This window comes from Citrobacter sp. S46_ASV_140 (genome assembly GCF_018919545.1).
Classification (GTDB): domain Bacteria; phylum Pseudomonadota; class Gammaproteobacteria; order Enterobacterales; family Enterobacteriaceae; genus Citrobacter; species Citrobacter braakii.
In genome coordinates, this window is sequence record NZ_JAHLRC010000023.1 from 1 (window position 1) to 25,631 (window position 25,631).

Annotated in this window: 26 protein-coding genes; 16 read left to right on the plus strand and 10 right to left on the minus strand. The window is 52.9% G+C overall.

Annotated elements, in window-relative coordinates; all coding sequences use genetic code 11:
• The 3 genes from KQJ19_RS23980 to fes form a co-directional block, all read right to left on the minus strand.
• Positions 1 to 234: condensation domain-containing protein (locus KQJ19_RS23980; protein ID WP_216403574.1), on the minus strand; the 234-nt coding region annotated here is incomplete at its 3' end.
• Positions 168 to 386, minus strand: a complete 219-nt coding sequence (locus KQJ19_RS08785) for an MbtH family protein (RefSeq protein WP_016152190.1) — start codon at positions 384 to 386, stop codon at positions 168 to 170. The genes KQJ19_RS23980 and KQJ19_RS08785, both read right to left, overlap by 67 nt.
• A gap of 30 nt (positions 387 to 416) precedes the next feature.
• Positions 417 to 1,634 carry an enterochelin esterase gene (fes, locus tag KQJ19_RS08790; protein ID WP_216403557.1) on the minus strand — a complete coding sequence of 406 codons (1,218 nt, stop codon included), beginning with the start codon at positions 1,632 to 1,634 and terminating at the stop codon, positions 417 to 419.
• A 253-nt stretch (positions 1,635 to 1,887) separates the two neighbouring features.
• On the opposite strand from fes, the gene KQJ19_RS08795 reads away from it, so the two are divergent.
• The 6 genes from KQJ19_RS08795 to KQJ19_RS08820 all read left to right on the plus strand — a co-directional run bounded on the left by KQJ19_RS08795 (position 1,888) and on the right by KQJ19_RS08820 (position 9,172).
• On the plus strand, positions 1,888 to 4,164 hold the full coding sequence (locus tag KQJ19_RS08795) for a TonB-dependent siderophore receptor (protein WP_216403558.1): 2,277 nt from the start codon (positions 1,888 to 1,890) through the stop codon (positions 4,162 to 4,164).
• Positions 4,165 to 4,214: 50 nt separating this feature from the next.
• Entirely contained in the window at positions 4,215 to 4,877 is a 663-nt protein-coding gene (gene entD, locus KQJ19_RS08800; RefSeq protein WP_141874952.1) for an enterobactin synthase subunit EntD, read from the plus strand.
• A gap of 117 nt (positions 4,878 to 4,994) precedes the next feature.
• Positions 4,995 to 5,936, plus strand: coding sequence for a D-ribose ABC transporter substrate-binding protein (locus KQJ19_RS08805; protein WP_016152186.1), 942 nt, complete (start codon positions 4,995 to 4,997; stop codon positions 5,934 to 5,936).
• A gap of 11 nt (positions 5,937 to 5,947) precedes the next feature.
• A complete protein-coding gene (locus tag KQJ19_RS08810; RefSeq protein WP_049282466.1) occupies positions 5,948 to 6,556 on the plus strand; it encodes a DUF2291 family protein in 609 nt (202 codons plus the stop codon).
• Complete coding sequence (locus tag KQJ19_RS08815) at positions 6,556 to 8,082, plus strand: sugar ABC transporter ATP-binding protein (RefSeq protein WP_216403559.1); 1,527 nt, start codon at positions 6,556 to 6,558, stop codon at positions 8,080 to 8,082. Before KQJ19_RS08810 ends, KQJ19_RS08815 begins: the two co-directional genes overlap by 1 nt.
• A gap of 1 nt (position 8,083) precedes the next feature.
• A complete protein-coding gene (locus KQJ19_RS08820; protein WP_016152183.1) occupies positions 8,084 to 9,172 on the plus strand; it encodes an ABC transporter permease in 1,089 nt (362 codons plus the stop codon).
• 82 nt (positions 9,173 to 9,254) lie between these two features.
• On the opposite strand, the gene KQJ19_RS08825 is transcribed toward KQJ19_RS08820, so the two are convergent.
• On the minus strand, positions 9,255 to 10,205 hold the full coding sequence (locus KQJ19_RS08825; protein ID WP_216403560.1) for a sugar-binding transcriptional regulator: 951 nt from the start codon (positions 10,203 to 10,205) through the stop codon (positions 9,255 to 9,257).
• 316 nt (positions 10,206 to 10,521) lie between these two features.
• Between KQJ19_RS08825 and KQJ19_RS08830 the strand changes: the two genes are divergently transcribed.
• From KQJ19_RS08830 to KQJ19_RS08845, 4 genes are read left to right on the plus strand one after another with little or no spacing between them, the layout of a single operon-like run.
• Positions 10,522 to 11,352, plus strand: coding sequence for a transketolase (locus KQJ19_RS08830; RefSeq protein ID WP_016152181.1), 831 nt, complete (start codon positions 10,522 to 10,524; stop codon positions 11,350 to 11,352).
• Positions 11,345 to 12,292: a transketolase C-terminal domain-containing protein gene (locus tag KQJ19_RS08835; protein WP_047501797.1), complete on the plus strand. Its 948-nt coding sequence runs from the start codon at positions 11,345 to 11,347 to the stop codon at positions 12,290 to 12,292. Before KQJ19_RS08830 ends, KQJ19_RS08835 begins: the two co-directional genes overlap by 8 nt.
• Positions 12,293 to 12,329: 37 nt before the next feature.
• Complete coding sequence (locus KQJ19_RS08840; protein ID WP_016152179.1) at positions 12,330 to 13,748, plus strand: L-fucose/L-arabinose isomerase family protein; 1,419 nt, start codon at positions 12,330 to 12,332, stop codon at positions 13,746 to 13,748.
• Positions 13,749 to 13,780: 32 nt separating this feature from the next.
• Positions 13,781 to 15,289, plus strand: coding sequence for an FGGY-family carbohydrate kinase (locus KQJ19_RS08845; protein ID WP_216403561.1), 1,509 nt, complete (start codon positions 13,781 to 13,783; stop codon positions 15,287 to 15,289).
• A gap of 75 nt (positions 15,290 to 15,364) precedes the next feature.
• Here the strand turns inward: KQJ19_RS08845 and KQJ19_RS08850 are convergent, their stop codons facing one another.
• The gene (locus KQJ19_RS08850; protein ID WP_016152177.1) at positions 15,365 to 16,069 is read right to left on the minus strand and encodes a GNAT family protein; all 705 of its coding nucleotides are present in this window, start codon (positions 16,067 to 16,069) and stop codon (positions 15,365 to 15,367) included.
• A 169-nt stretch (positions 16,070 to 16,238) separates the two neighbouring features.
• Here KQJ19_RS08850 and KQJ19_RS08855 point away from each other — a divergent pair, with 169 nt between their 5' ends.
• Together KQJ19_RS08855 and KQJ19_RS08860 are read left to right on the plus strand one after the other, a co-directional pair.
• On the plus strand, positions 16,239 to 17,357 hold the full coding sequence (locus KQJ19_RS08855) for a YbdK family carboxylate-amine ligase (RefSeq protein WP_216403562.1): 1,119 nt from the start codon (positions 16,239 to 16,241) through the stop codon (positions 17,355 to 17,357).
• Positions 17,358 to 17,423: 66 nt separating this feature from the next.
• The gene (locus KQJ19_RS08860; protein WP_016152175.1) at positions 17,424 to 17,672 is read left to right on the plus strand and encodes a DUF1158 domain-containing protein; all 249 of its coding nucleotides are present in this window, start codon (positions 17,424 to 17,426) and stop codon (positions 17,670 to 17,672) included.
• Positions 17,673 to 17,693: 21 nt separating this feature from the next.
• Here KQJ19_RS08860 and KQJ19_RS08865 read toward each other — a convergent pair whose 3' ends face one another.
• Together KQJ19_RS08865 and KQJ19_RS08870 are read right to left on the minus strand one after the other, a co-directional pair.
• Entirely contained in the window at positions 17,694 to 18,035 is a 342-nt protein-coding gene (locus tag KQJ19_RS08865; protein ID WP_003021996.1) for a RamA family antibiotic efflux transcriptional regulator, read from the minus strand.
• Positions 18,036 to 18,052: 17 nt separating this feature from the next.
• Entirely contained in the window at positions 18,053 to 19,165 is a 1,113-nt protein-coding gene (locus KQJ19_RS08870; protein ID WP_016152174.1) for an MBL fold metallo-hydrolase, read from the minus strand.
• 189 nt (positions 19,166 to 19,354) lie between these two features.
• On the opposite strand from KQJ19_RS08870, the gene KQJ19_RS08875 reads away from it, so the two are divergent.
• The 4 genes from KQJ19_RS08875 to KQJ19_RS08890 all read left to right on the plus strand — a co-directional run bounded on the left by KQJ19_RS08875 (position 19,355) and on the right by KQJ19_RS08890 (position 22,386).
• Positions 19,355 to 19,936: a TetR/AcrR family transcriptional regulator gene (locus tag KQJ19_RS08875; RefSeq protein WP_016152173.1), complete on the plus strand. Its 582-nt coding sequence runs from the start codon at positions 19,355 to 19,357 to the stop codon at positions 19,934 to 19,936.
• Positions 19,936 to 20,304 carry an MmcQ/YjbR family DNA-binding protein gene (locus tag KQJ19_RS08880; RefSeq protein ID WP_016152172.1) on the plus strand — a complete coding sequence of 123 codons (369 nt, stop codon included), beginning with the start codon at positions 19,936 to 19,938 and terminating at the stop codon, positions 20,302 to 20,304. The genes KQJ19_RS08875 and KQJ19_RS08880 overlap by 1 nt, the downstream gene beginning before the upstream one ends.
• A gap of 119 nt (positions 20,305 to 20,423) precedes the next feature.
• Positions 20,424 to 21,077, plus strand: a complete 654-nt coding sequence (gene nfsB / locus KQJ19_RS08885) for an oxygen-insensitive NAD(P)H nitroreductase (protein WP_016152171.1) — start codon at positions 20,424 to 20,426, stop codon at positions 21,075 to 21,077.
• 64 nt (positions 21,078 to 21,141) lie between these two features.
• Entirely contained in the window at positions 21,142 to 22,386 is a 1,245-nt protein-coding gene (locus tag KQJ19_RS08890; RefSeq protein ID WP_016152170.1) for a mechanosensitive ion channel family protein, read from the plus strand.
• A 3-nt stretch (positions 22,387 to 22,389) separates the two neighbouring features.
• On the opposite strand, the gene KQJ19_RS08895 is transcribed toward KQJ19_RS08890, so the two are convergent.
• The 3 genes from KQJ19_RS08895 to KQJ19_RS08905 all read right to left on the minus strand — a co-directional run bounded on the left by KQJ19_RS08895 (position 22,390) and on the right by KQJ19_RS08905 (position 25,624).
• Positions 22,390 to 23,370 (minus strand): LacI family DNA-binding transcriptional regulator, encoded by a 981-nt coding sequence (locus KQJ19_RS08895; protein WP_016155936.1) that lies wholly within the window; start codon positions 23,368 to 23,370, stop codon positions 22,390 to 22,392.
• Positions 23,371 to 23,447: 77 nt separating this feature from the next.
• Positions 23,448 to 24,599 (minus strand): Gfo/Idh/MocA family oxidoreductase, encoded by a 1,152-nt coding sequence (locus tag KQJ19_RS08900; protein WP_216403563.1) that lies wholly within the window; start codon positions 24,597 to 24,599, stop codon positions 23,448 to 23,450.
• Entirely contained in the window at positions 24,596 to 25,624 is a 1,029-nt protein-coding gene (locus tag KQJ19_RS08905; protein ID WP_216403564.1) for a sugar phosphate isomerase/epimerase family protein, read from the minus strand. Before KQJ19_RS08905 ends, KQJ19_RS08900 begins: the two co-directional genes overlap by 4 nt.
• Positions 25,625 to 25,631 lie beyond the last annotated feature (7 nt).

A 25,631-nucleotide genomic window follows, 5' to 3' on the forward strand; every position in this document is an offset into this window, starting at 1 on the left:
AGTATCGGCCTGCTGCAGACCCGCCACTACCGCTTTCGCCAGCAACGGTGCGTCCAGTTCGCCGGTTAATTCTACGTAGTGCGCCACGCTCCACGCTGAGGGCAATGTGGAGAGTTTTTCCGCCATCCAGATCCCCGGCTGAGCCGCAACTAACGGTAAACGTTGAGTCATGGAGCCTCCTGCACATCGACGTAGTTCGCTGGCGTCAGCGTGGTCCAGTTTGCATCCAGCCATTGCTGGCAGGCTTCCTGTGATTGGGGTTCGCACGCGACCGTCCAGCCAGCAGGAAGTGAGCATTGCTGCGGCCAAAGGCTAAACTGACGTTGGGGATTTTGCAGAATGTAAAACTGGCCCTGCGGATTATCGAAGGGGTTACTGAATTCCATACTCAACTCCTGTCGTGGAACATCGTCCGGTTAAATCGTGTCGGTAAGCGGTTGCCAGAGCGTGATCAGCCCTTGCATCAGTCCGCCGCGCCAGCAAAGCGCATCGTGTCCACCATCAACCTGACGCCAGAAAATAGACTGTGGTGCAGAGGGTAACTGGGCATAAAGCGCCTGATTTGCGCGATAAATAATGGGCTCGCGGATCCCAGCTTCCAGGACAATACGCAGCCCCTGGGCGCTTATCTTTCCACTCTTCAGTTGCTCAACGATCGCCCCATCCTGATGACCACCGCGATGCGGCCACCAATAAGAGCCCGACTGGCTGAGCACGCAGCCAAAGCGCGCGGGCCAGTTAAGCCCGGCATATAGCGATGACAGCCCGCCAAAACTTTGCCCGGCGACGACGGTACGCTGCGGGTCGTCACTGAACGCGGTCGTAGTCTTCACCAGCGGCAATAACTCCTGCTGTACCGCCCACCAAAAATCCGCATTACACGGCAATTCGCGGCTGCGGTGAGCCGTGTCGATGGTATCAATCAGGAGATAAACGGCGGGCGGGAGGTGTCCGCGATGGGTGAGTGAAGTCAGCGCAGGCCAGACCGGCATACTTTGTGCCCAAAACTGTCCGTCCAGAAGGATAGCCAGGGGACGCGCTTCCGGCTGGGCTTCACCAGTGGTAAACACCCACACGCGGCGTGTATTGCCGAGTCTGGCGCTACGCCATTGCAGGCAAACTGCGGGCGAGTCGGGGTTTTCAGGTCGATCCCATCCCGGTTGTACGGGTGCATCAGGCATTTCCAGCGCAGACACCGCATGGCCACGACCGCCCTGCCAGCTCTGCGGATTGAGGGGATCGGCAATAGCCTGCGGCAACAATTGCCGCCAGCCTTCACGCAGCACGGTTCGGTCAGGCGCTTCGCCCGGCGTCTGCGCAGCAAAAATATCATTTCGTTCTGTTGGGATAAAACAGTAACTGCCGCGCCAGTTGGCGCTAAGGGAAACACTCCAGCACCAAACATTTGTTCCGTCAATGCGTTGCATCGACTGCGGGGTGGCATTTTGATGGTGGTCGGTGACGCCGGTGATATAGACCCATACGCGATGAATGGCTGACTCTTTTTCCGTTCCCTGCGGGTCGCGCCACCAGAAGGTTACCCGATAATTTCCGTTGTCTTCACGCTCCCACTCCGGGCCTTTTTTTGACTGCCACCACGCCTCGCTTCCCATCTTTAACGTCGTCACCGCCATAACCCCATGTTTATTGTCAAATTTTATGATCTAGCGTGAAATATATTGATAATATTATTGATAACTATTTGCATTTGCAATAGCGTATTGTCGCGCTGTGGGAAGCGCGCACAGTTTTTCACCACTTATAAACCGGCCTGGCGCTGCGTACTTTTTCTGGAATGGAGGGTTTACGCGGATGCGGGCGACATCAGACCAAATGCCGCACCACGGCACATTGGTACTCGTGGCTAAAAGAACAGCAGGACATACAATGAACAACAAGATTCATTCACTGGCCTTATTGGTCAATTTAGGGATTTACGGGGTAGCCCTGCCAGCGATGGCAGAAGATCAAACCGATAGCGCCGCTGTCTCTCATGAAGACACCATCGTGGTTACCGCCGCCCAGCAGAACCTGCAGGCACCGGGCGTTTCAACCATTACCGCTGATGAAATTCGTAAGAATCCTCCCGCTCGCGATGTGTCGGAAATCATCCGTACCATGCCAGGCGTCAACCTGACCGGTAACTCAACCAGCGGTCAACGCGGCAACAACCGCCAGATCGATATTCGCGGCATGGGGCCGGAAAACACCCTGATTCTGATCGACGGCAAACCGGTAACCAGCCGTAACTCTGTGCGTCAGGGCTGGCGCGGCGAGCGTGATACCCGCGGCGATACCGCATGGGTTGCTCCGGAAATGATCGAACGTATTGAAGTGCTGCGCGGTCCTGCCGCGGCACGCTATGGCAACGGTGCGGCTGGCGGCGTGGTGAATATCATCACCAAGAAAGGCGGCGATGAGTGGCATGGCTCCTGGAATACCTATTTCAACGCCCCGGAACACAAAGAAGAAGGCTCGACCAAACGCACCAACTTTAGCCTGAATGGCCCGCTGGGCGGGGATTTCAGCTTCCGCCTGAACGGTAACCTCGACAAAACCCAGGCCGACGCGTGGGACATTAACGATGGTCACCAGTCTGCACGTACGGGCGACTACGCAGATACCATGCCAGCGGGTCGTGAAGGGGTAAAAAACAAAGATATCAACGGCCAACTGCGGTGGGATTTTGCGCCAATGCAATCGCTGGAGTTTGAAGCCGGCTACAGCCGCCAGGGCAATCTATACGCTGGCGACACCCAGAACACCAACAACGATAACAAAACCAACGGACTGGTAAAAAAATACTACGGTAAAGAAACCAACCGTATGTACCGTCAGAACTATGCGCTGACGTGGAACGGCGGCTGGGACAACGGCATTACCACCAGCAACTGGGCGCAATACGAACATACCCGCAACTCCCGTTTGGGTGAAGGTCTGGCAGGAGGTCTTGAAGGGCTATTTAACAGTAATCATTTTACCGACACTGACCTGGCGGATGTCACCCTGCACAGCGAAATTAGCATTCCATTCGACCTGTTGGTTAACCAAAATCTGACGCTCGGTACCGAATGGAACCAGCAGCGCATGAAGGACATGTTGTCCAATTCGCAGACCTTTATGGGCGGCGATATTCCAGGGTCCAGTAGCACCAACCGCAGCCCGTACTCAGACGCAGAGATTTTCTCTCTGTTTGCTGAAAACAACATGGAACTGACCGACAGCACCATGCTGACGCCAGGTTTGCGTTTCGATCATCACAGCATTGTGGGCGATAACTGGAGTCCGTCCCTGAACCTGTCCCAAGGTCTGGGCGATGATTTCACCCTGAAGATGGGGATTGCGCGCGCCTATAAAGCGCCAAGCCTGTATCAGCTCAACCCGAACTACATTCTGTACAGTAAAGGTCAGGGTTGCTACGCCACCGGCTCCGCGACCGGTATTGGTTGCTACATGATGGGCAACGATGATCTGAAGGCCGAAACCAGTATCAACAAAGAGATTGGTCTGGAGTTCAAACGCGACGGCTGGCTGGCTGGGGTAACCTGGTTCCGTAACGATTACCGTAACAAGATTGAAGCAGGTACAGTCCCGTTCGACAGAACGTCTATCACCAACAAAGGGAAAACGACTTATACCGATATCTATCAGTGGGAAAACATTCCTAAAGCGGTAGTTGAAGGTCTGGAAGGAACGTTGAACGTGCCGGTTAGCGAAACCGTTAACTGGACCAACAACATTACCTACATGCTGCAAAGTAAGAATAAAGAGACCGGCGAGCGTCTGTCGATTATTCCTGAATACACGCTGAACTCGACCCTGAGCTGGCAGGCACGTGAAGATCTGTCATTGCAATCCACCTTCACCTGGTACGGCAAACAGCAGCCGAAAAAATACGATTACCAGGGTAAACCCGTTACCGGTAGCTCGGCCAGTGAAGTCAGCCCATACAGCATCGTCGGCCTGAGTGCGACCTGGGATGTGACGAAAAACGTCAGCCTGACCGGCGGCGTGGATAACGTCTTTGACAAACGTTTATGGCGTGAAGGGAATGCCCAGACCACGGGCGATATCGTGACCGGGAACTATATGGCGGGCGCAGGCGCGCACACCTATAACGAACCGGGCCGGACGTGGTTCATGAGCGTTAACACACACTTCTGATAACGTTTTTCCCTCTCCTCGTTACGGGGAGAGGGAAACCGTAAGAAATCATGCACACAACGCACATCCCGCTCCCTTTCGCAGATCATATGCTGCACATTGTCGAATTTGATCCCGACACTTTCCATGAGCACGACCTGCTCTGGCTTCCCCACCACACTCAGCTCCACTCCAGTGGGCGTAAGCGTAAAGCTGAGCACTTAGCGGGGCGTATTGCCGCAGTACACGCACTGCGTGAATTTGGCCACAAAACCGTGCCCGGCATCGGTGTGCAACGCCAACCATTGTGGCCGCAGGATCTGTTTGGCAGCATCAGCCATAGCGCAACAACGGCGCTGGCGGTCGTATCAACGCATCCCATTGGGCTGGATATAGAAGCTATTTTTACACCACAAACCGCAGTTGAGCTGGCTGATGGCATTATTGATAACCACGAACATCAGATTTTACAGCATGCCTGCCTGCCCTTTCCGCTCGCCTTAACCCTGGTATTCAGCGCAAAGGAGAGCCTGTATAAGGCGTTTTCCAATCAGGCATCGGGGCTACCAGGTTTCACCAGCGCAAAAATCACCGCACTCACGACTCAGCAATTAACATTACAAATCATGTCGTCATTTTCGGCAAACCTCGGCAATCAAGAAGTTAACGTTCATTGGTTTCAGCGTGATAAAAATATCGTGACGCTATTTCCATCCTCACCATCAGGATCGTGATCCTTTTCTCTTTTTCAGAAATTAGCTGCGCAAATCGTAGACAGTTCGATTATCTCGACTTATCGTTAACTTGAATAATAAATCATATTTGAATAAATATTCAAAGTGGAGAAAGAGATGAACAAGACCTTGATTAAATCCGTATTACTGGCCTCGATCCTTACCACATCGGGTTCGCTGTATGCTGCCGACAACGGACTGATTGCGATTATTACCCCTTCTCACGATAACCCGTTTTTTAAAGCCGAAGCCGACGGTGCAGTCGCCAAAGCAAAAGAGCTTGGATACGCCACGCTGGTTGCCTCTCATGATGATGACGTCAATAAACAAAACCAACTGATTGAGACTGCTATTGCTCGTAAAGCGAAAGCGATCATTCTCGATAATGCGGGTGCAGATGCCACCGTAGGGCCGCTGGAAAAAGCCAAAGCAGCGGGTGTAGCTGCTTTTCTTATCGATCGCGAAATCAATAAAACCGGCATCGCGGTGGCGCAAATCGTGTCGAATAACTATCAAGGCGCACAGCTCGGCGCAGAGAAGTTCGCCAGGTTACTGGACGGAAAAGGGAAGTACGTTGAACTGCTGGGACGTCAATCCGACACCAACGCCCATGTACGCTCGCAGGGGTATCACGATGTACTCGATGACTATCCGGACATGAAAATGGTAGCCCAGCAGACGGCAAACTGGAGCCAAACCGAAGCCTTTACCCGAATGGAAGCCATTCTACAAACCAACCCAGATATCGTAGGTGTGATCTCAGGTAACGACACTATGGCGCTGGGTGCAGAAGCCGCATTAAAAGCGGCGGGGAAAAATAATGTCATCGTGGTCGGTTTTGATGGCAGCGACTACACCCGCGATTCAATCATTAATAAAAGCAATATTAAAGCGACAGTACTGCAGCCCGGCTGGCAGCAGGCGCAAATGGCTGTTGAGCAGGCGGATTACTATCTGAAAAACGGCAAAGCCCAGAAAGAAGAAAAACAGCTCATGGATTGCGTGCTGATTGACGAAACCAATGCCAGCAAGCTGAACAAGTTCAACCTGAGCCACTAAGCGGAGGCACTATGTCGTTAACACAATGGGGTGCCGCGCTGGTTGGATGCGCCACCCTGTTGCTGACGGCCTGTACGGTAGTTGACCTCGACGAAAACGGCAAACCAATTATCCCGGCCGATCCTCAGGCCAAAGCCAGTTTCGACAACCAGACTCCCGATCAGATCGCGCAACAAACCTGGCAATCCCGCGTCCTGGAAGCGGCACAGCAACATGTTCTGGATGCTTCAGCGCTGACCGCTCGCCTGAAAGCCCCCTCACCCGCTCCCGAAAGCGTGTTTGTACGCCTGACCAGCCAGATTGATAGCGTCGACACCACCAATGGGCGAGAGCACACCATCGTGGTGAGGGTCAATGATATGCCCGTCACGATTCAGATTGGCCCGGTAATGCGTGGCAATGCTATTCGCGATGCCAGTGGTTTCAAGTTTGAAGATTTTACTAACCAGGTTCAGTTTGCCCAACTGTCACGGGCTTATAACCGTGAAGCGGCGAAACAGTTACCCGCCGTAGACACTAGCTGGCAAGGGAAAACTGCCACGGTGCTGTTCGCCGTGACGTTGAATGCTGGAAAAGCGGAAAACGCAGCAGCACTGACGCTGGAACAGGAGGCTCACTAATGCGCAATACCTCAGCTGATGACATCATCCTGCGCACGCATGCCATTTCAATGCTGTTTCCCGGCACAATTGCACTGGACAGCGTCGATTATCAGGTCTGGCGTGGCAAGGTGAATGTGATTATTGGTGAGAATGGTGCGGGGAAATCGACGTTGATGAAGATCCTCGCTGGCGTTCAGCAACCCAGTAGCGGTGAGATGTTGCTCAATGGAAATCCCGTGCGCTTTGCCAGCACCCGGGATGCTGCGGCACATGGAATTGGTATGGTGCATCAGGAGTTAAACCTGTTTGAGAACCTCTCCGTCGCGGAAAACATTTTCCTCGGTCGGGAGATTCAAAAAGGCATGGCTCCCATTAATGAGGCCGAGCAAGAGAAACGCACCGCGGAATTATTAACCCGGCTCGATCAGCCGATATCACCGCGCGACCTGGTTGGCAATCTCAAAGTAGGGCAGCAACAGCTGGTCGAAATCGCCAAAGCACTGGCTGAAGATGCAGATATCCTGATTCTTGATGAACCCACCTCAGCGCTCAGTAAAACTGAAGTCGAGATTCTGTTTCGCGTGATCCGTGAACTTACTCGCCAGGGCGTGTCGATAATCTATATCTCCCATCGCCTCGAAGAATTGATGGCAATTGGCGATGTGATCACTATTTTACGCGATGGTAAATTTCAAGCCGAAGCCAAGGTTAGCGACATCGATGTCCCGTGGATTGTGCGCGAGATGTTGGGCAGTAATCCGGTAAGCAACTTTCTCGAACCCGGCCGCACGTTTGGAGCTCCGGTTCTGGAAGCTGAACATATCACCTGCGTGAATACCGCTGGCAGCGCAGTCGTCAATGACGTCACCTTTAACGTTCATGCCGGTGAAATTGTCGGTATCTATGGACTTATGGGGGCTGGGCGAACCGAATTGTTCGAGTGCTTGTTAGGTACTGAGCGCAACTACCTCGGAAAACTGTGGCTCGACAGCAAACCGGTCCCGCAGCGCTTAACCACCGCCGATCGCATCCGTATGGGAATGAGTCTGGTGCCGGAGGATCGCAAGCGCACAGGGATTTTCCCCATTTCATCCGTCGCCACCAATCTGACCATTGCCAGCCTTTGGCGGCGTCTGCAACGTGGCTTTGCCATTGCCCGCAAAGATGAAGAGGCCGTGGTCGCCAGCACAATTGGCAATCTGTCGATAAAAGTCTCCTCGCCAGAGGTTGAAATTCAGGCGCTGAGCGGAGGGAACCAGCAAAAAGTGGTGATTGGTCGCTCTCTGCTCACCAATCCCAAAATTCTATTTCTTGACGAACCCACACGCGGCATCGATGTCGGGGCGAAAGCCGATGTGTTCCGCATGATGGTCCAGCTTTCCCAGCAGGGTATTGCTGTGGTCTTTTCCACCTCAGATTTAAAAGAAATTATGGCGGTTTCTGACCGCATTCTGGTGATGTCTGGCGGCAAGCTAACTGCCGATATCGCCCGCGATCGTGCCGAAGAATCGGCGCTGGTAACCGCAAGTGCTCAGGGGTTCTGATATGAAAACACTACAATCTGCCGCCATCGCGCCTCGCTCCACAGTCGCCTTCTCTCGGGAAAATATCCTGCTACTAATCCTAAAACTGCGCACTTTTATTGCACTGTTTTTAATCGTCGGGTTCTTTGCCTTCACCGTACCGGGATTTCTCTCTGGCGGCAGCATGGTCATTATGATCAAGCATATCGCCATTAACGCCTTTCTGGCGCTGGGGATCACGTTTGTCATTATTACCGCCGGGATTGATCTCTCAATTGGCGCTACGCTTGGGCTGTGCGGCATGGTCGCGGGATGGCTAATCACTAAAGGCATTGTATTGCCAATGTTCGGCATCGCAATTTTCCCCAGCGTCTGGGTGATTGTGCCTGTCGTCTTGTTGATTGGTGGGCTGATTGGCGCGGCGAATGGTTGGATCATCACCCACTATAACGTCGCACCGTTTATTTGTACGCTCGGAACCATGTACGTTTTGCGCGGGGCGGCGATGCTGACCTCCGATGGGCAAACCTTTCCTGGGCTTTCCGGCAATCCGCAGCTCGGCAATACCGGTTTTGATGAGATTGGTGCCGGTACACTGTTTGGGATTCCGTGGGCCATCTGGATGATGATTGTGCTGGCACTGGTCATTGCTTACGTCGCTCGTCGTCTACCCTTTGGTCGCCACGTTTACGCCATCGGGGATAACGAGCGCGCTGCTGAGCTGTCAGGGGTAAAAGTAAAACAGGTGAAAATCTGGGTGTATACCCTATCCGGACTGTGTGCCGCGATTGCTGGAATTGTGGTCTCGGCACAGCTTTCCGCCAGCCATCCGGCCAACGGTACGGCATTTGAGATGAACGCCATTGCCGCAGTGGTTCTCGGCGGTACGTCACTGGCCGGTGGACGGGGCACGATTTTAGGCACGCTGATTGGCGCTTTCGTTATCGGTTTTCTGGCCGATGGTCTGGTGATGATGGGCGTCAGCGAGTTCTGGCAAATGGTGATTAAAGGTATCGTGATTATCGTCGCGGTCATCATCGACCAGATGCAAAACCGGATGCAGCAAAAAGCCGCGGTGGTAGCACAAAAGGCGGCGATGGAAAGTCAGTAATCCCCTCTGAAAAGTCTGATATGCTCAACCAGACAGCTCCAGGGGCCTCCTGGGGCTGTCAATTGTTTAACTCACCGTGACATCACCCTTTCACCAGACTGCGGGCTGTCGGGTAGTCGGTGATCAATACGTCAATATAATTCCCCTGCAATGCCCCGCGTATCGCATTCTGTTTTTCCACACCACCAGCCAAAGCAATCACGTGGTTACACTCCCGGATCTGCGAAAGCTCCATTCCAATGACCGGGTCTTCCTCATGGCTGAGTACCGGGTTACCTGCTGCATCGTAATAATGCAGACAGATATCGCCTACTGCGCCGCGCTCGGCGAGCAGTCGCAACATTTCTTCGTTGTAGTAGTTGCCTGAGTTTTTCAGCAATTGAGAAGGCTCCAGTTCGCCAATACCGACAATTGCCACATCCACTTCAGCAAACTTTTCAACCACCGCGGCAACGTCAGGGCTGTTAACCAACCGTGTACGCTCTTCAACCGAATGCTCAATACTTTGTGAAAGCAGCAGCCAGGCCGGACAGCCAAGGTGCGCTGCCAACTGTTGCGTAAGAATCGTGGCCTGCACGTTACCATTCGGCCCTACGCCGCCCAGCAGTTGGATCACCCCCGCCGCACGGATATTTTGCGGGTGCATCTCATCGACCATACAGCGAATGGTGCTACTCCAGGAGGAAATTCCAACCAGGTCCTCGGCTCGCAAGCGGGTTTCAACGTAATGCGCCGCCGCGCTGCCAATTGCATGCTTAATTTGCGTATTGCTGGGGTTGTCACCGACATCCACGACAATCGCCTGACGAATACCAAACTGCTCTTCAATGGCTTTTTCCAGCGCCACAAAGATATTGGTCGGCTGTACGACGGTGATTTTCACCAGCCCTTCTTTCTGACAACGCGTTAAAGCACGGGAGACAAAGGACTGCGACAAATGCAGCAGCGTGGCGATTTCAGACTGTTTTTTATTTTCGGCGTAGTAAAGCGTGGCAATCTTAACCAGCAACCGCTGTTCATCCTGCTTTGACATGGCATTCCCCCTGATAAACTGCCTGTTATTTTTATTCATACCTGAATAGATAACAAGTCATCAGTACCTTTCCAGTTATCACGTTAGTGTGATCCTTTTCTCTTTTCTCCAAAATTTGGTGGCACAAGCCGTAGACAAACCGCCAGACAAGGCATATCTTTAATCATGAATAATAAATCAGTAGTGAATATTTATTCTAACCAATAACGACTGACTGTTTTATCTGCAGATTACGTGGTGGGTAGAGAGACAGTTGCACTACTGCACTCACATGGAATATTTATTCATTCAAGATTAAACATTCAAGAGGTGTCTTATGAATCCGTTTTCGCTCTCAATACCTGAGCTAGAAAAGAAAGCACGTGCCGTGCGTCGCCGCATTATCGTGTTGAATGCTGAAAGCCCGGCTGGCGGGCACACTGGCGCAGACCTGTCGCAGGTTGAACTGCTGACAGCACTCTATTTTCGCATCCTGAATTGCTCCCCGGAGATTAAAGAGAGCGACGAGCGCGATATCTACATCCAGTCAAAAGGTCACGCTGTGGGCGGTTACTACTGTGTCTTGGCAGAAGCCGGTTTTATTCCTGTGGACTGGCTGGCGACCTATCAACACGCTGATTCGCATCTGCCGGGGCATCCGGTAAAACATAAAACGCCAGGAATTGAATTGAATACCGGAGCTCTTGGTCACGGTCTGCCGGTTGCAGTAGGGATTGCGCTGGCGGCTAAACGCAGCAACAGCAAACGCCGGGTGTTTGTCGTCACCGGTGATGGTGAACTGGCCGAAGGCAGCAACTGGGAAGCGGCACTGGTCGCTGCCCACTATAAACTGGATAACCTGATTATCATCAACGACAAAAATAACCTCCAGCTTGCCGGATCAACCAAAGAGATCATGAACACCGATCCGCTGGATGAAAAATGGCGAGCCTTCGGTATGCAAGTCACAGAGTGTCGCGGGAACGATATGAGCGATGTGGTGCGCACGCTGGAAGGATTAACCCCTGAAGGCAAGCCATATGTCGTCATTGCACACACCACCAAAGGAGCCGGGATCTCTTTTATCCAGGGCCGCCCGGAATGGCACCACCGCGTGCCAAAAGGAGAAGAAGTTGAACTGGCGCTGGAGGAACTGAAAGATGCGTAATAGCGAACACCTCGCCACCGTCATGGTGAACACGTTAATTGCCGCGGTCAAACGTGGAATGGATGTTGTGCCGGTGGTGGCTGACTCAACATCAACAGCAAAAATCGCCCCATTTATGAAGGAATTTCCCGGTCGTCTGGTCAACGTGGGTATTGCCGAACAGACGTTGGTCGGTGCTGCTGCCGGACTGGCGCTGGGCGGTAAAATCGCCGTCACCTGTAACGCTGCGCCCTTCTTGATTTCACGGGCCAATGAGCAAATTAAAGTCGACATTTGCTACAACAATACCAACGTGAAGTTGATTGGCCTGAACGCAGGGGCCAGCTACGGACCGCTCGCCAGTACGCACCACAGCATTGATGATATTTCCGTGCTACGCGGTTTTGGCAATATTGAGATTTACGCCCCGTCCTGTCCGGTGGAATGCCGACAGATTCTCGACTACGCCTTAAGCCACATAGGTCCGGTTTATATTCGCCTGGATGGCAAAGCCTTACCCGAATTACACGACGAAAACTACCAGTTCGCGCCGGGTAATATCGATATTTTGCGCAAAGGAAAAGATGTCGCACTGGTGGCAATGGGCTCAACTGTGCATGAAATTGTCGAGGCTGCCACAGTGCTGGAACAGGCGGGTATTGACGCCAGCGTAATCAGTGTACCGTCAATTCGTCCCTGCAATACCCAACAGTTACTGGCAGCTTTAACCCACTGCAAGGCAGTGGTTAGCGTGGAAGAACATAACATTAATGGCGGCGTGGGAAGTCTGGTGGCTGAAGTGCTGGCAGAAGCTGGCTGTGCCATTCCACTGCGTAGATTGGGGATTGCCGATGGCCAATATGCAATCGCAGCCGATCGTGCAGCAACGCGCGAACGCCATGAAATTGACGCGGCGGGTGTCGTGAAAAACGCCACCGCACTGTTGCTGGCAACACGATAAAACAATAACAACAACAGAACACTTACTGGAGAAAGCGATGTCACGAATTCCTCATCAGTTGACCATGGCGGTGATTATTGGCAATCGGGGATTTTTCCCGAGCTATCTGGTTGCTGAAGCCCGCGAACAAGCCAGCGTGCTCTTTGAGCGGCTGGGCATTAACACCATTATGCTCAACGATACGCAGACAGAACTCGGCGGTGTTGAAACCCGTCAGGATGCGAAAGTTTGTGCTGAACTTTTCCGCGCTCACCGCGACAAGATTCACGGTGTGGTGGTACTACTGCCGAACTTTGGCGATGAAAAAGCGATAGCGGAAACGCTGCGACTTTCCGGTTTAGATGTCCCGGTTCTGATCCAGGCGCAGGAAGACAACCTGGATAAAATGGGGCTTGCCACTCGCCGTGACAGCTTCTGCGGCAAGATCTCTCTGTGCAATAACATGCGCCAGTACGGTATTCCGTTTACGCTAACCACCCAGCATGTCTGCGACCTGTCAGGCGAGGTGTTTGCACAAGATCTGAAACGTTTCGAACAAATCTGTCGCGTGGTCGCCAGCATGCGCGGAGTTCGCGTCGGCGCTATCGGCGCACGTCCAGCTGGGTTTAACACCGTCCGCTACAGTGAAAAATTGCTCGAAAGACTGGGTATTGCCGTTGAAACACTGGATCTGTCTGAAGTCTTTACCCGCATCAAACGACTGCGCGACGACGATATCCGGGTGGATGAAAAACGCCGCCTGTTGATGGATAACGCCGACGCCAGCGCCATTCCAGCCGACAAACTGGTCACCATGGCAAAACTGTTTGTCGTTATCAGCGAATGGGTCATCGCTAATGATATTGATACGACTGCCATCCAGTGCTGGACCTCGCTGCAGGAAAATTTAGGCATCAACGTGTGCTCAATCATGAGCGTGATGTCCGGGCAGTTAATGCCCAGTGCCTGCGAAGTGGATGTGATGGGCGCGTTGTCAATGTACGCCCTCGCCAGCAGCAACTTAAGTCCAGCATCCATTGCCGACTGGAACAATAATTTCGGCGACGATCGTGATAAATGCGTTCTTTTTCACTGCGGTAATTTCGCATCAGCCAGTCTGGACAGCCCGAAGATGGGGACGGCGGATATCATCGGTACCACCGTCGGTAAAGAGAACACCTGCGGTGCAGTTCACGGTCGTATGAAAAGCGGTGCCTTGACCTACTTCCGCCTGAGTACCGACGATTTAACCGGCGAAATCAAAGCCTACGTCGGCGAAGGGCTATCGGTTGACGATCCGCTGGACACTGTCGGCTGCCGAGCGGTAATCCAGGTGCCTCATCTGGAGAACCTACTGGCCTGGATTTGTCGTAATGGCTTTGAGCATCACGTGGCAATGAACCATTCCGCCAGCGCAGAGGTACTGCATGAAGCTTTCACCCGCTATCTCGGGGTGGATACCTTTTTCCATCGCTAATACTCAGGGAAACCGAAGGGCTGGAGAAAACAATGTCAGCACAAAAAGACATTATTATTGCGCTTGATGAAGGCACCACCAATGCCAAAGCCGTAGCGCTGGATGGTCAGGGAAACGTGGTCGCGAAGTTCTCCCGCGCGCTGGCGATCCACACGCCCCGTGAAGGCTGGGTTGAACAGTCAGGTGATGCACTTCTGGACGCATCACTGGATGTTGTGGCACAAGCCATTACCTGCGTCGGCGCACAACGCGTCGCAGCGCTGGCGATCAGCAATCAACGTGAAACGGCGATAGGCTGGTATCGTGCCAGCGGTCGCCCTCTCGGCCCTGCTATCACCTGGCAATGTTCGCGCACGGCCGATTTTTGCCGAGCATTACGTGAACAGGGGCACGAGGCGTACATAAAATCCATCACTGGATTACCCGTTGCCCCACTCTTTTCCGCCTCTAAAATGCGCTGGCTGCTGGAGTCAGTTCCCAACGGTATGACGCTCGCACAGCAAGGGGAAATATGTCTCGGGACCATCGATAGCTGGTTACTGTGGAACTTAACGCACGGCGAGGAATTTCGTTGCGACATCTCCAACGCTTCACGCACGCAGTTGCTCAATCTCAAGAGCGGACAATGGGATAACGAGATGTTGGCTCTATTCGGTATCCCGCAGCAGGCGTTGCCCGAAGTTTGCCCTTCCAGCCACCATTTTGGCGTAACAAAAGGTCTGGAGAGGATACCTGATGGAATCCCTATTCTGGCGATGATTGGCGACTCTCATGCTGCGCTTTTTGCCCATGGGCTGGGTATGGAAGGCTGCGTCAAAGCGACCTATGGCACCGGATCTTCCGTTATGGCTCCCGTATTCTCGGCGCAGTCCGAGGTGAGCGCGCTGGCAACGACCATTGCCTGGCATGACGCTGACACCCTGGTCTACGGACTGGAAGGTAATATTCCGCATACGGGAGATGCCGTCGCATGGATGGCCGATAGCACAGGTCTTAGCGAATTACCGGAAGAGCAACTGCTTCATGAGCTCAATACGCTGCCCGCCACGGTTGACTCCACGCTGGGCGTCTATTTTGTTCCGGCCCTTACCGGGCTGGGCGCGCCCTGGTGGGATGAAGATGCCCGGGGGTTGATTCACGGTCTCAGCCGCGGAGTGAAACGCGCACATCTGGTACGTGCGGCACTGGAGTCGATTACCTATCAGATTGCCGATGTTGTTTTAGCGATGCGCCAGCACAACGGTTTTCGACTCAGCGCGTTAATGGTTGATGGCGGGCCAACAAAAAATGACTGGCTAATGCAGTATCAAGCCGATTTATTGGGCTGTCCGGTGATGCGCAGCGATATCCCTGAACTTTCCGCTATCGGTGCCGGATTGCTGGCACGCAAGAAGCTGCAGGGTGCATCTACTAGCCAGTTGCGAGATTATCTGCCCGATCACGTATCGTTCCAGCCAAACATGGCGCGCCATGGGAGATTGCAAAAACGCTGGCATGAATGGCAAGGAGCCGTCGAACGCACCCGTTGGCAAACCCGTTAATAAATCAACGCTAATGATAAATGCGCCCGCAGCCATAACTGACTGTGGGCGCACTGTTAATTCTTCAAAAGCGAGCTACTGCGGCTGACACGCCGCCAGCGATCGGCGTTGCTGCCCTTTTTCATCGAAGTTATCGGCAGCCAGCCAGCGCTGCAAAACAGCGTCGCACTGGGGCCATTCGCTATCAATCATCGATAACCAGTCGCTGTCGCGATTACGCCCCTTGCGCACAATCTTCTGGCGAAAACGTCCTTCGAAGATAAACCCAAGGCGCTCCGCCGCCCGACGGGAAGCCGTGTTCAGAGAGTCACATTTCCACTCCACGCGACGATAGCCCAACGCAAACGCCTGGCGCAGCAACAGCCAGATGCTTTCGGTGCCGAGTACCGTATTTTTCATGCGCGGTGACCAGGTTACATGACCAATTTCAACCGAACCATGCTCCCGTTCGATCGCCATAAAGCACACCAGTCCCACCGCACGACCGGAACGCTGTTCAATGACAGCATAGGGAACCAGAGATGCATCCGTGGATTTGCCCTCTACCCAGCAAGCTGTGGCCTCAACGCTCGTGGGACGAGAACTTGCAAGCCAGGTCCAGTCGCGATCGTCTGGCGCCTGCGCGTAAGCATCAAACAGATCGGCGGCGTGGCTGTCGGCATCCAGGGGAACCAGTCGACAATATTGCCCTGCAAGTTCTTCCCGCGGCAGTACGGCGGCACCATTCCAGTCAGGCACAATATCGCCGACGGTCTGTCCATAAAGATTAATTTCCGGCACGATTCAACCCCTGTTGCGAAGTAAAAAATAGTTATAACACCGGCCATTTCGCCTTCAAAGCATCGCGGGGGGATTTCTGACAACGAACAGAAATTCAGCGGCCCTTCTATATGCAGCTTGCAAGATGACGCGTCTATACTGATTAAAAATCAACGCTGAAGAGAACACTATGTCCCTACCCGATTTTCATGTTTCTGACCCTTTTACGTTAGGCATTGAACTGGAAATGCAGGTGGTCAATCCTCCGGGCTACGACCTGAGCCAGGACTCTTCCCGACTGATTGACGCCGTAAAGCCGCAGCTCACCGCCGGAGAAGTAAAGCACGATATCACTGAAAGTATGCTGGAGATGGCGACCGGGGTTTGTCGCAATATCGACCAGGCGAGTGCTGAATTATCCGCCATGCAGCAGATAATCTCGCGGGTTGCTGCCGAGCATCACCTCGCCATCTGTGGCGGCGGTACGCATCCGTTTCAAAAATGGCAACGTCAGGAAGTCTGCGATGACGAACGCTATCGGCGCAACCTGGAAAATTTTGGCTATCTTATTCAGCAGGCGACGGTATTCGGCCAACATGTGCATATCGGCTGCGCAAACGGCGATGATGCTATTTACCTCCTGCACGGCCTGTCGCGATTTGTTCCCCATTTTATTGCGCTCTCTGCCGCCTCACCTTATATGCAAACGTCCGACACGCGGTTTGCCTGTGCGCGGCTGAATATTTTCTCCGGATTTCCCGATAATGGCCCGATGCCGTGGGTGAATAACTGGCAGGAATTTGAGGGGTTATTTCGTCGACTGGCTTACACCAGCATGATTGATAGCATTAAAGATTTACACTGGGATATCCGCCCCAGCCCGCACTTTGGTACGGTAGAGGTTCGCGTCATGGACACTCCGCTAACCCTTGAACACGCAGTCAATATGGCGGGACTTATTCAGGCTACCGCCCACTGGTTGCTCACTAAACGGCCATTCAAGCACCAGGAGCGTGATTACCTGCTGTATAAATTTAACCGTTTTCAGGCCTGCCGCTTTGGCATGGCGGGAATCATCACCGACGTCAATACCGGCGATGGGCACCGCCTGTCAGATGACACGCTACGGCTACTGGAGAATGTCGCCGCTTCTGCGGACAAAGTAGGCGCGACCAGCGCGATCGAATCCTTACGCCTGCAGGTTCAAAATGGTCATGATGAAGCGCAGAGCATGCGTGATTTCGTCGCCGACGGCGGATCTCTGAGTGGTCTGGTGAAAAAACATTGTGAGATTTGGGCCGGGCTGTAAGCGTGGCGTTTGCGTTGCCCACAGAGATCCCGGACAATGGCTTTTTAACTCAAGTTTAACAATGCCATGAAACACCCGCTTGAATCACTGATGACCGCCGCAGGGATCCTGCTGCTGGCTTTTTTGTCTTGTCTGCTGCTGCCCGCCCCCTCACTGGGCATTGTGCTGGCGCAAAAACTCGTCGCCACCTTTCATCTGATGGATCTCAACCAATTTTATACTTTGCTGTTTTGTCTGTGGTTTTTACTGCTGGGGGTGATTGAATATTTTGTACTGCGTTTTATCTGGCGGCGCTGGTTCTCGCTGGCGGATTAGACCCGCGAGAACCCTTTGCCGTTAATGCGTTCGGCTATGATTTTCTTTGCGATACGCGCCCGGCGGCTGGCTGAACGTACGGGTGAAAATTCGCGTAAAGGTCTGCTGCGAATCGAATCCGTATTTCAAACAGATGTCATACACTTTCTGGTCGGTATCGCGTAGATCGCGCGCCGCCAATAGCAGCTTACGCTCGCGGATGTAGCGCCCGAGGCTTTCGCCTTTGTACTGCATAAAAAGACGCTGCAGGTGCCATTTGGAATATCCCGCATGGCGTGCAATATCATCAATGCGCAATGGCTGATTCAAATTATCATCAATCCATTCAACAATCGTATCAATGACCTGAGCAGAAATCGTCATCATGCTCTCCCCTGTATTCATTGAGTCGCCTGTTGCCACCAGGCCGTAAACGGTTGGTCCGGTTCGGACAGTATTACCGGTTCACCCAGCATTGGCGTCAGTAGTCGGTAATCCTGACGACGGCTGGCAAGCGCCAGTCGTTTGTAAGGATCATCCCAGGTATGTTTCGCCAGAACGAAACGGCCGGCATGCCCTGGCAACACGGCTTTCGCATGCAGATCGGCCGCAGCCTGCGCCGTCTCTTCTGGCATCATGTGAATAAACTTCCAGTCCTGGTCATATTGACCGTTCTCCATAATCGCCAAATCAACCGAGCCAAACTGCTCGCCGATGGCTTTAAAATGCGGTCCATAGCCGGAATCCCCGCTGTAATAAACGTTCTGCTCCGGCGTTTCGAACATGAAGCTCGCCCATAGCGTCTGGTTGCGCTTGATACCGCGCCCCGAAAAATGACGAGCAGGCAGCACATGAACGATCAGCGAATCCGTCACTCTGACGGACTGATTCCAGTCCCGCTCTTCGATTATCTCGCTGCGCATCCCCCAGTAACGCAGATGCGACCCTACGCCGAGCGGCGTAATCACTCGCTTAATTTTCGGCATTAACGCCTTGATAGTGGCGAGATCCAGATGGTCATAGTGATCGTGCGAGATAATGAGCAGATCGATCTCCGGCATCGTCTGTGCAGTCCACGGATAATCCCCGGCAAAGGCTTTGTTCAGGAATGAAAACGGTGCGGCATAATTGCTAAATACCGGATCAATCAGGATACGTTGACCCGCCAGCTGCAAATACCATGAGGAGTGGCCCAGCCAGACCAGAGTATCCTGCTGTGGCGAAAGTCCGGCGAGATCGGTTGCCACCAGCGGTAACGGCTGCGCCGGGCGCGCATTATCACGCTTAGCGACCAGAAACTCCCACCAGGCCGCCAGCATACCTTTGTTGCCGGTATAGCCCGGTGTCGGCACCTGGTTATGAAACTGTCCATCACGATAGTGAGGTGACTGTTCAACCAAACTCAGTTGTGCCCCTTGCGGGGCCTGACCAAACCCGGCATTGAGTACAAACGGTAAACTTGCAGCTGCGGCAATAAGCATAATAACAACCACACAAACTGTGAGACGCTTCATATCCTGACCTTAAACGCGCCCCTTTCCGCTGGTTTGCGCGACTGACTCTTGATTATGAGTGAGTAAGCACTCATTATAGAAATCGAAAGTTCGCCGTCAAGATGATTTTCAATCTTTGACATTCGCCGTTGCGGTGCTGCAAAGGCCGTGATTCAATCATGTTTTTTACAGACTTAAGGGTAAAGTGTAGTGGCTCGTCCGAAGAGTGAAGACAAAAAACTGGCATTACTGGAAGCTGCAACCACAGCATTTGCACAATCAGGCATTGCGGCATCTACCGCCGTGATAGCCCGCAATGCAGGGGTTGCGGAGGGGACGTTGTTTCGCTATTTCGCGACCAAAGATGATTTGATCAACGAGCTTTACCTCTTTTTGAAGCAAGACCTTTGTCAGTCGATGATGGCAAATTTGGATCGATCGGTGACCGATGCCAAAACCATGACTCACTACATCTGGAACAGCTACATTAGCTGGGGCCTGAACCATACCTGCGGGCATCGCACGATTCGCCAGTTGGCCGTCAGCGAGAAAATCAGCAAAGAAACGGAACAGCAGGCTGACGATATGTTCCCGGAACTGCGCGATCTTTGTCATCGCTCCGTACGACCTGAGTTTATGTCTGACGAGTATCGCGCCTTTGGCGACGCGCTGTTTCTTTCTCTGGCAGAGACCACCATGGAGTTCGCCGCCCGCGACGCGGCTCGCGCAAAAGAATATATTTCGATGGGATTTGAGGCGATGTGGCGCGCACTCACCCGTGAGGAAAAATAATGGACGGCCAGACCTTACATGCCTGTGCAAAGCGCCTTGCGCTCGAACTGCCTTTTACCGAGCACTGCTGGCCATTCGGCCCGGAATACGATGTCTTCAAAGTCGGCGGCAAAATTTTTATGCTGGTCTCAGAGCTTCGCGGACGCCCGCTGGTTAACCTGAAAGCCGATCCGCAAAAGTCACTGTTAAACCAGCAGATCTACCCCAGCATTGAACCCGGCTATCACATGAATAAAAAGCACTGGATATCGGTCTACCCAGGCGACGACATTACCGAGTCATTACTGACGGAGTTGGTAAATGATTCATGGCATCGCGTCGTAGACGGCCTGGCGAAGCGGGATCAAAAACGCCTGCGTCCAGGTTGATTTATCGTTAACTCCGATAAGTGTTTTTGCATTTTCCTGTCTTATCTTTTTCTTGCTAACCCTGTACCCTGCTGAAACAAAACGCACCCGCAGGGTATGAAAAATCACCAGGAGTAGTTATGGATATTGTTTCTGTCGCCTTAAAACGTTACTCCACTAAGGCATTCGATCCGAATAAAAAACTGACCGCTGAGCAAGCCGAAAAATTAAAAACGCTGCTGCAGTTTAGTCCGTCCAGCACCAACTCTCAGCCGTGGCACTTTATCGTTGCCAGCACTGACGAAGGTAAAGCGCGCGTGGCGAAATCCGCAGCCGGCGGCTTTGTATTCAACGAACGTAAAATGCTGGATGCTTCCCACGTCGTGGTGTTCTGCGCCAAAACGGCGATGGACGATGCCTGGCTGGAGCGCGTGGTGGATCAAGAAGAGCGCGATGGCCGTTTCGCCACCCCTGAAGCCAAAGCCGCAAACCACAAAGGCCGTACTTTCTTTGCCGACATGCATCGCAAAGAGCTGAAAGATGACAACCACTGGATGGCAAAACAGGTGTATCTGAACGTCGGTAACTTCCTGCTGGGCGTGGCGGCGATGGGTCTGGATGCGGTGCCGATCGAAGGCTTCGATGCGGCGGTGATGGATGCAGAATTTGGCCTGAAAGAAAAAGGTTTCACCAGCGTAGTTGTGGTCCCGGTGGGTCATCACAGCGTAGAAGATTTCAACGCCGCGCTGCCAAAATCTCGTCTGCCGCTGGAAACAACACTGACGGAAGTTTAATCCCCGCATTTGCATAAGCTCTACACAGCGGTCATCATAGACCGCTGTTTATTAAGGAGACGTTATGCAGGAATTGATATCTCAGGTAGAAGAACTCGGCATTGAAATAAATCACACCACCTCACTGGTAATGATTTTTGGCATTATTTTTATCACCGCCATTATTGTTCACGTTATTTTGCACTGGGTGGTATTACGCGCATTTGAAAAGCGCGCCAACGCCAGCTCCCGCCTGTGGCTACAAATCATCACGCAGAACAAGTTATTTCACCGGCTGGCATTCACCCTGCAGGGTATCATTGTCAATATACAGGCCGCACTCTGGTTACAGAAAGGCAGTGAAGCAGCAGAAATATTAGTAACCTGCGCACAGCTGTGGATCATGATGTACGCCCTGTTGTCCTTGTTTTCCCTGCTGGACGTCATTCTCAATCTGTCGCAAAAATTCCCTGCCGCATCGCAATTGCCGCTAAAAGGCATATTTCAGGGCATCAAGCTCATCAGCGCTATTGTCGTCGGAATATTGATGATTTCCCTGCTGATTGGTCAGTCACCGGCAATATTGATAAGCGGTCTGGGTGCCATGGCCGCCGTGTTAATGCTGGTGTTTAAAGATCCGATCCTCGGGCTGGTGGCCGGAATACAGCTTTCAGCCAACGATATGTTGAAGTTGGGTGACTGGCTGGAAATGCCTAAATACGGCGCAGATGGCGCGGTGATTGATATTGGCTTAACCACCGTAAAAGTGCGCAACTGGGATAACACCATCACCACTATCCCAACCTGGTCACTGGTATCGGACTCTTTTAAAAACTGGAGTGGGATGTCGGCTTCCGGTGGGCGACGCATTAAACGCAGCATCAGCATTGATGCTACCAGCATTCATTTTCTTGATGAGGATGAGCGTCAGCGGCTGCATAAAGCGCACCTGCTGAAACCGTATTTGACCACGCGCCATCAGGAAATTGACGAGTGGAATCAGCAGTTAGATGCACCTGAATCAGTATTAAACCACCGTCGGATGACGAATATTGGCACCTTCCGCGCCTATCTGAACGAATATTTGCGTCATCATCCGCGGATTCGCAAAGATATGACGTTAATGGTGCGCCAGCTTGCGCCAGACGATCACGGCTTACCGATCGAAATTTATGCCTTTACTAATACGGTGGTTTGGCTGGAATATGAAAGTATTCAGGCTGATATTTTCGACCATATATTCGCCGTGATCGAAGAATTTGGCTTGCGCATTCATCAGTCGCCCACCGGAAATGATATTCGCGCACTGTCAGGCGCGTTTCAACGCTAACGCTCAGGTACTGGCGCGTGAAATATAGCGCCAGTCCATCATCACCCTTTCCGTCTGCGCGTCAGGATTTTCTATTTTATTCAGCAGCAATCCTACCGCTTTGCGGCCTATATCCCGCGAGGGCTGCTCAATGGTCGAAAGCTGTGGGGAAACCATTTCTGCCAGTTCCGTACCGTCGAATCCCACTACGGCGATATCCTGCGGGATCTGTAATCCGGCATTGAAAATAGCACGCATCGCGCCAGCGGCCAGCGTGTCCGATACGGCAAACACCGCGTCGGGTTTCACCTCTGCGGCAAGCAATGTTTTCATCGCCGCAATTCCTGCGCTGGAACTTAATTCGCTGGCGTATTCTACGGCCTGATACTCAAGCGACAGCGCATGCAGCGCCGCTTTATAGCCACGTTCGCGCAACCGGGCGTATTTATAACTCAGATCATGATTGATTAGCGCAATGCGTCGATAGCCCTTTTCCACCAGGTGAGATATTACCGACTGCGCAGCGTCAACATCGTTAATCCCTACGCAGGAAACCGCGCCTTTATCAGCATATTCCGCGCACTGAACCCAGGGAGCGTCGCCAATCAGCGTGGTCAGTTCCGGTAATTTTGAGAATGCATCCATGGTGATAATGCCATCAACGATTTTCCCAGACAGCAGCTTTAGCGCCGATTTTGAGCGAGCGGTATCCGAGCCGGAATTACACAGCAAAATGCGATAGCCATTCTTTTCAGCCTCTTCTTCAATGCCTTTAACAACCTCTGCACAAAAAGGGTTGGCAATGTTGGAAACCATCACCAGAATCATCGAACTGCGTGCCGTACGCAGCTGACGAGCCAGCAGGTTGGGCTGATAATTGCTTTCTTTAATAGCCTGTAGCACGCGCTCGCGATTTTTGGCTTTGACGGTATCACTGTGATTCAGCACACGCGATACCGTCGCCACCGACACACCGGCAAGCTGGGCGATTTTTTGAATAGACATAACGACGACAAGTCCTGCGGTTTAGGCTTTACGTTGAGGCTACCATAAAATCACTGCCCGGCGAACCGGGTGCGTGTTTAGCGCTGCACAGATACCCAGCGCTGCTGCTGATGGCTTTTTATAATCGCATCAATGATATACATCACATCCACACCATCAGAAAATGACGCAAATCGACGCTCCGCCGTCGCGGGCATTTTGCCTGCCTGCACCGCCTGATAGAACTGCTGCATCATATTTTTGAACGCATCCGGCCAGCCCTCAATATGCCCACCCGGAAAGTGCGCGCTGGCAGCGACATCCGCATTCATCAATCCTGGGTCATCGGTCAGGATCTGGTTCGCCTGCTGACGGTGCCCGATCCAAAGCTGTTGCGGCGTTTCCTGATCCCAGTGCAGTGAACTCTGGCTACCGTTAATTTCAAAGCTCAGGTGATTCTTGCGCCCGGCACTCACCTGTGAAACGCTAAAGCAGCCTTTGCTACCATCGTCAAAACGTACCAGCACCGATCCACAATCTTCCGTCGTCACCGCTTTATCCTCAAATTGCAGGTCAGCCGTTTGCTGGCCAAACGTAGCGTTACTGGCGATGCTGGCTTTTCGTACCGGCCAGACGATAGCCAGATCGGCCATCACCTCGACAATACGTTTTCCAGTGACGAATTGCACCGTGTCACACCAGTGGGAACCGATATCCGCTACCGCCCGTGAGTTGCCGCCCTGTTTGGCATCGACCCGCCAGTTGTAGTCAGTTTCCAGCAGCATCCAGTCCTGCAAATAGCTCCCCTGGACGGCAAACAGACGCCCCACGCTACCGCGCCTGACCATGCTGGCAGCCTGTTGTACCATCGCAAACTGACGATAGACAAAGCTCACGCCGTGCACCACTCCTACCTGCTCCGCCAGCGTTTCCAGTTCACGAGCCTCATCAGGCGTCATACACAGCGGCTTTTCAGAAAACACGTGCAGACCCGCGCGTAAAATCTGCCGATTGATGTCGGCATGCAGATGATTCGGTGTACAGTTATGCACCACCTGCAGTCCGGGATGCGCCAGCAGCGCCTCAACGCTGCCGTACGCCTGAGGAATATGAAGAGCATCTGCACGTTCCTGGGCAACCGCCAGCGAGCTATCACAGAGCGCCACCACGTTCACACCGCCGAGTCGACGCAACGCCTCGATATGTGCAGGCCCAATAAAACCGCTGCCAATAATGCCAACCTGTATCATTTGCGTACCTCATCGCCAGCGGCGAAATCATCAAATGCGCGTGAAGAAACCGGAATAATGTGGCGGCGTATAAAATCGCTCCCTTCACGCGCCCCGGTTTGCGCGTCTTTCAGGCAACACTCCCATTCCAGTACCGCCCAGCCAGGGAAATCATATTGTGTGAGCTTGCTGAAGATGGTTTTGAAATCGACCTGACCGTCCCCCAGGGAACGGAAACGCCCAGCGCGATCGAGCCACGGCTGATAACCGCCATAGACACCACTGCGGCTACTGGCGTGGTACTCAGCGTCCTTGACGTGAAACGCTTTAATGCGCGAGTGGTAAACATCGATAAACCCAAGGTAATCCATCTGCTGCAATAACAGATGGCTCGGGTCATAGAGAATGTTGCAGCGAGGATGATGATTAACCAGCGCCAGAAAGCGCTCAAACGTTACGCCATCGTGCAGGTCTTCACCGGGATGGATTTCAAAGCAAACATCCACCCCATGATGATCAAAGCGATCGAGAATGGGTCTCCAGCGGCGCGCCAGCTCCAGAAAAGCCTCTTCAAAGCGCTGACGGTTATGCGGTGGCCACGGATAAAAGAAGGGCCAGGCGAGCGAACCTGAAAACGTAGCATGCGCCGTCAGCCCCAGCCTTTGCGAAGCCGCAGCGGCCTGGTGGAGGGTTTCGATGGCCCACGCCTGCCTGGCCTGCGGATTAGCGCGTACAGATGGCGGAGCAAATCCGTCAAAAGCGTCATCGTAAGCCGGATGGACGGCAACCAGTTGGCCTTCAAGATGGGTAGATAGTTCGCTAATCACCAGCCCATGCCCGGCCAGCATCCCACGAATATCATCACAATAGGCCTGACTTCTGGCTGCTTGTTCGACATCAAACAAAGACTTGTGATTACACGGGATTTGTAATGCCTCATAGCCCAGCTCCGCCGCCCATTTTGCCACGCCTTCCAGGGTGTTAAATGGGGGGCGATCCCCGATAAATTGCGCCAGAAAAATGCCAGGCCCCTTGATGGTTTTCATAACCCCT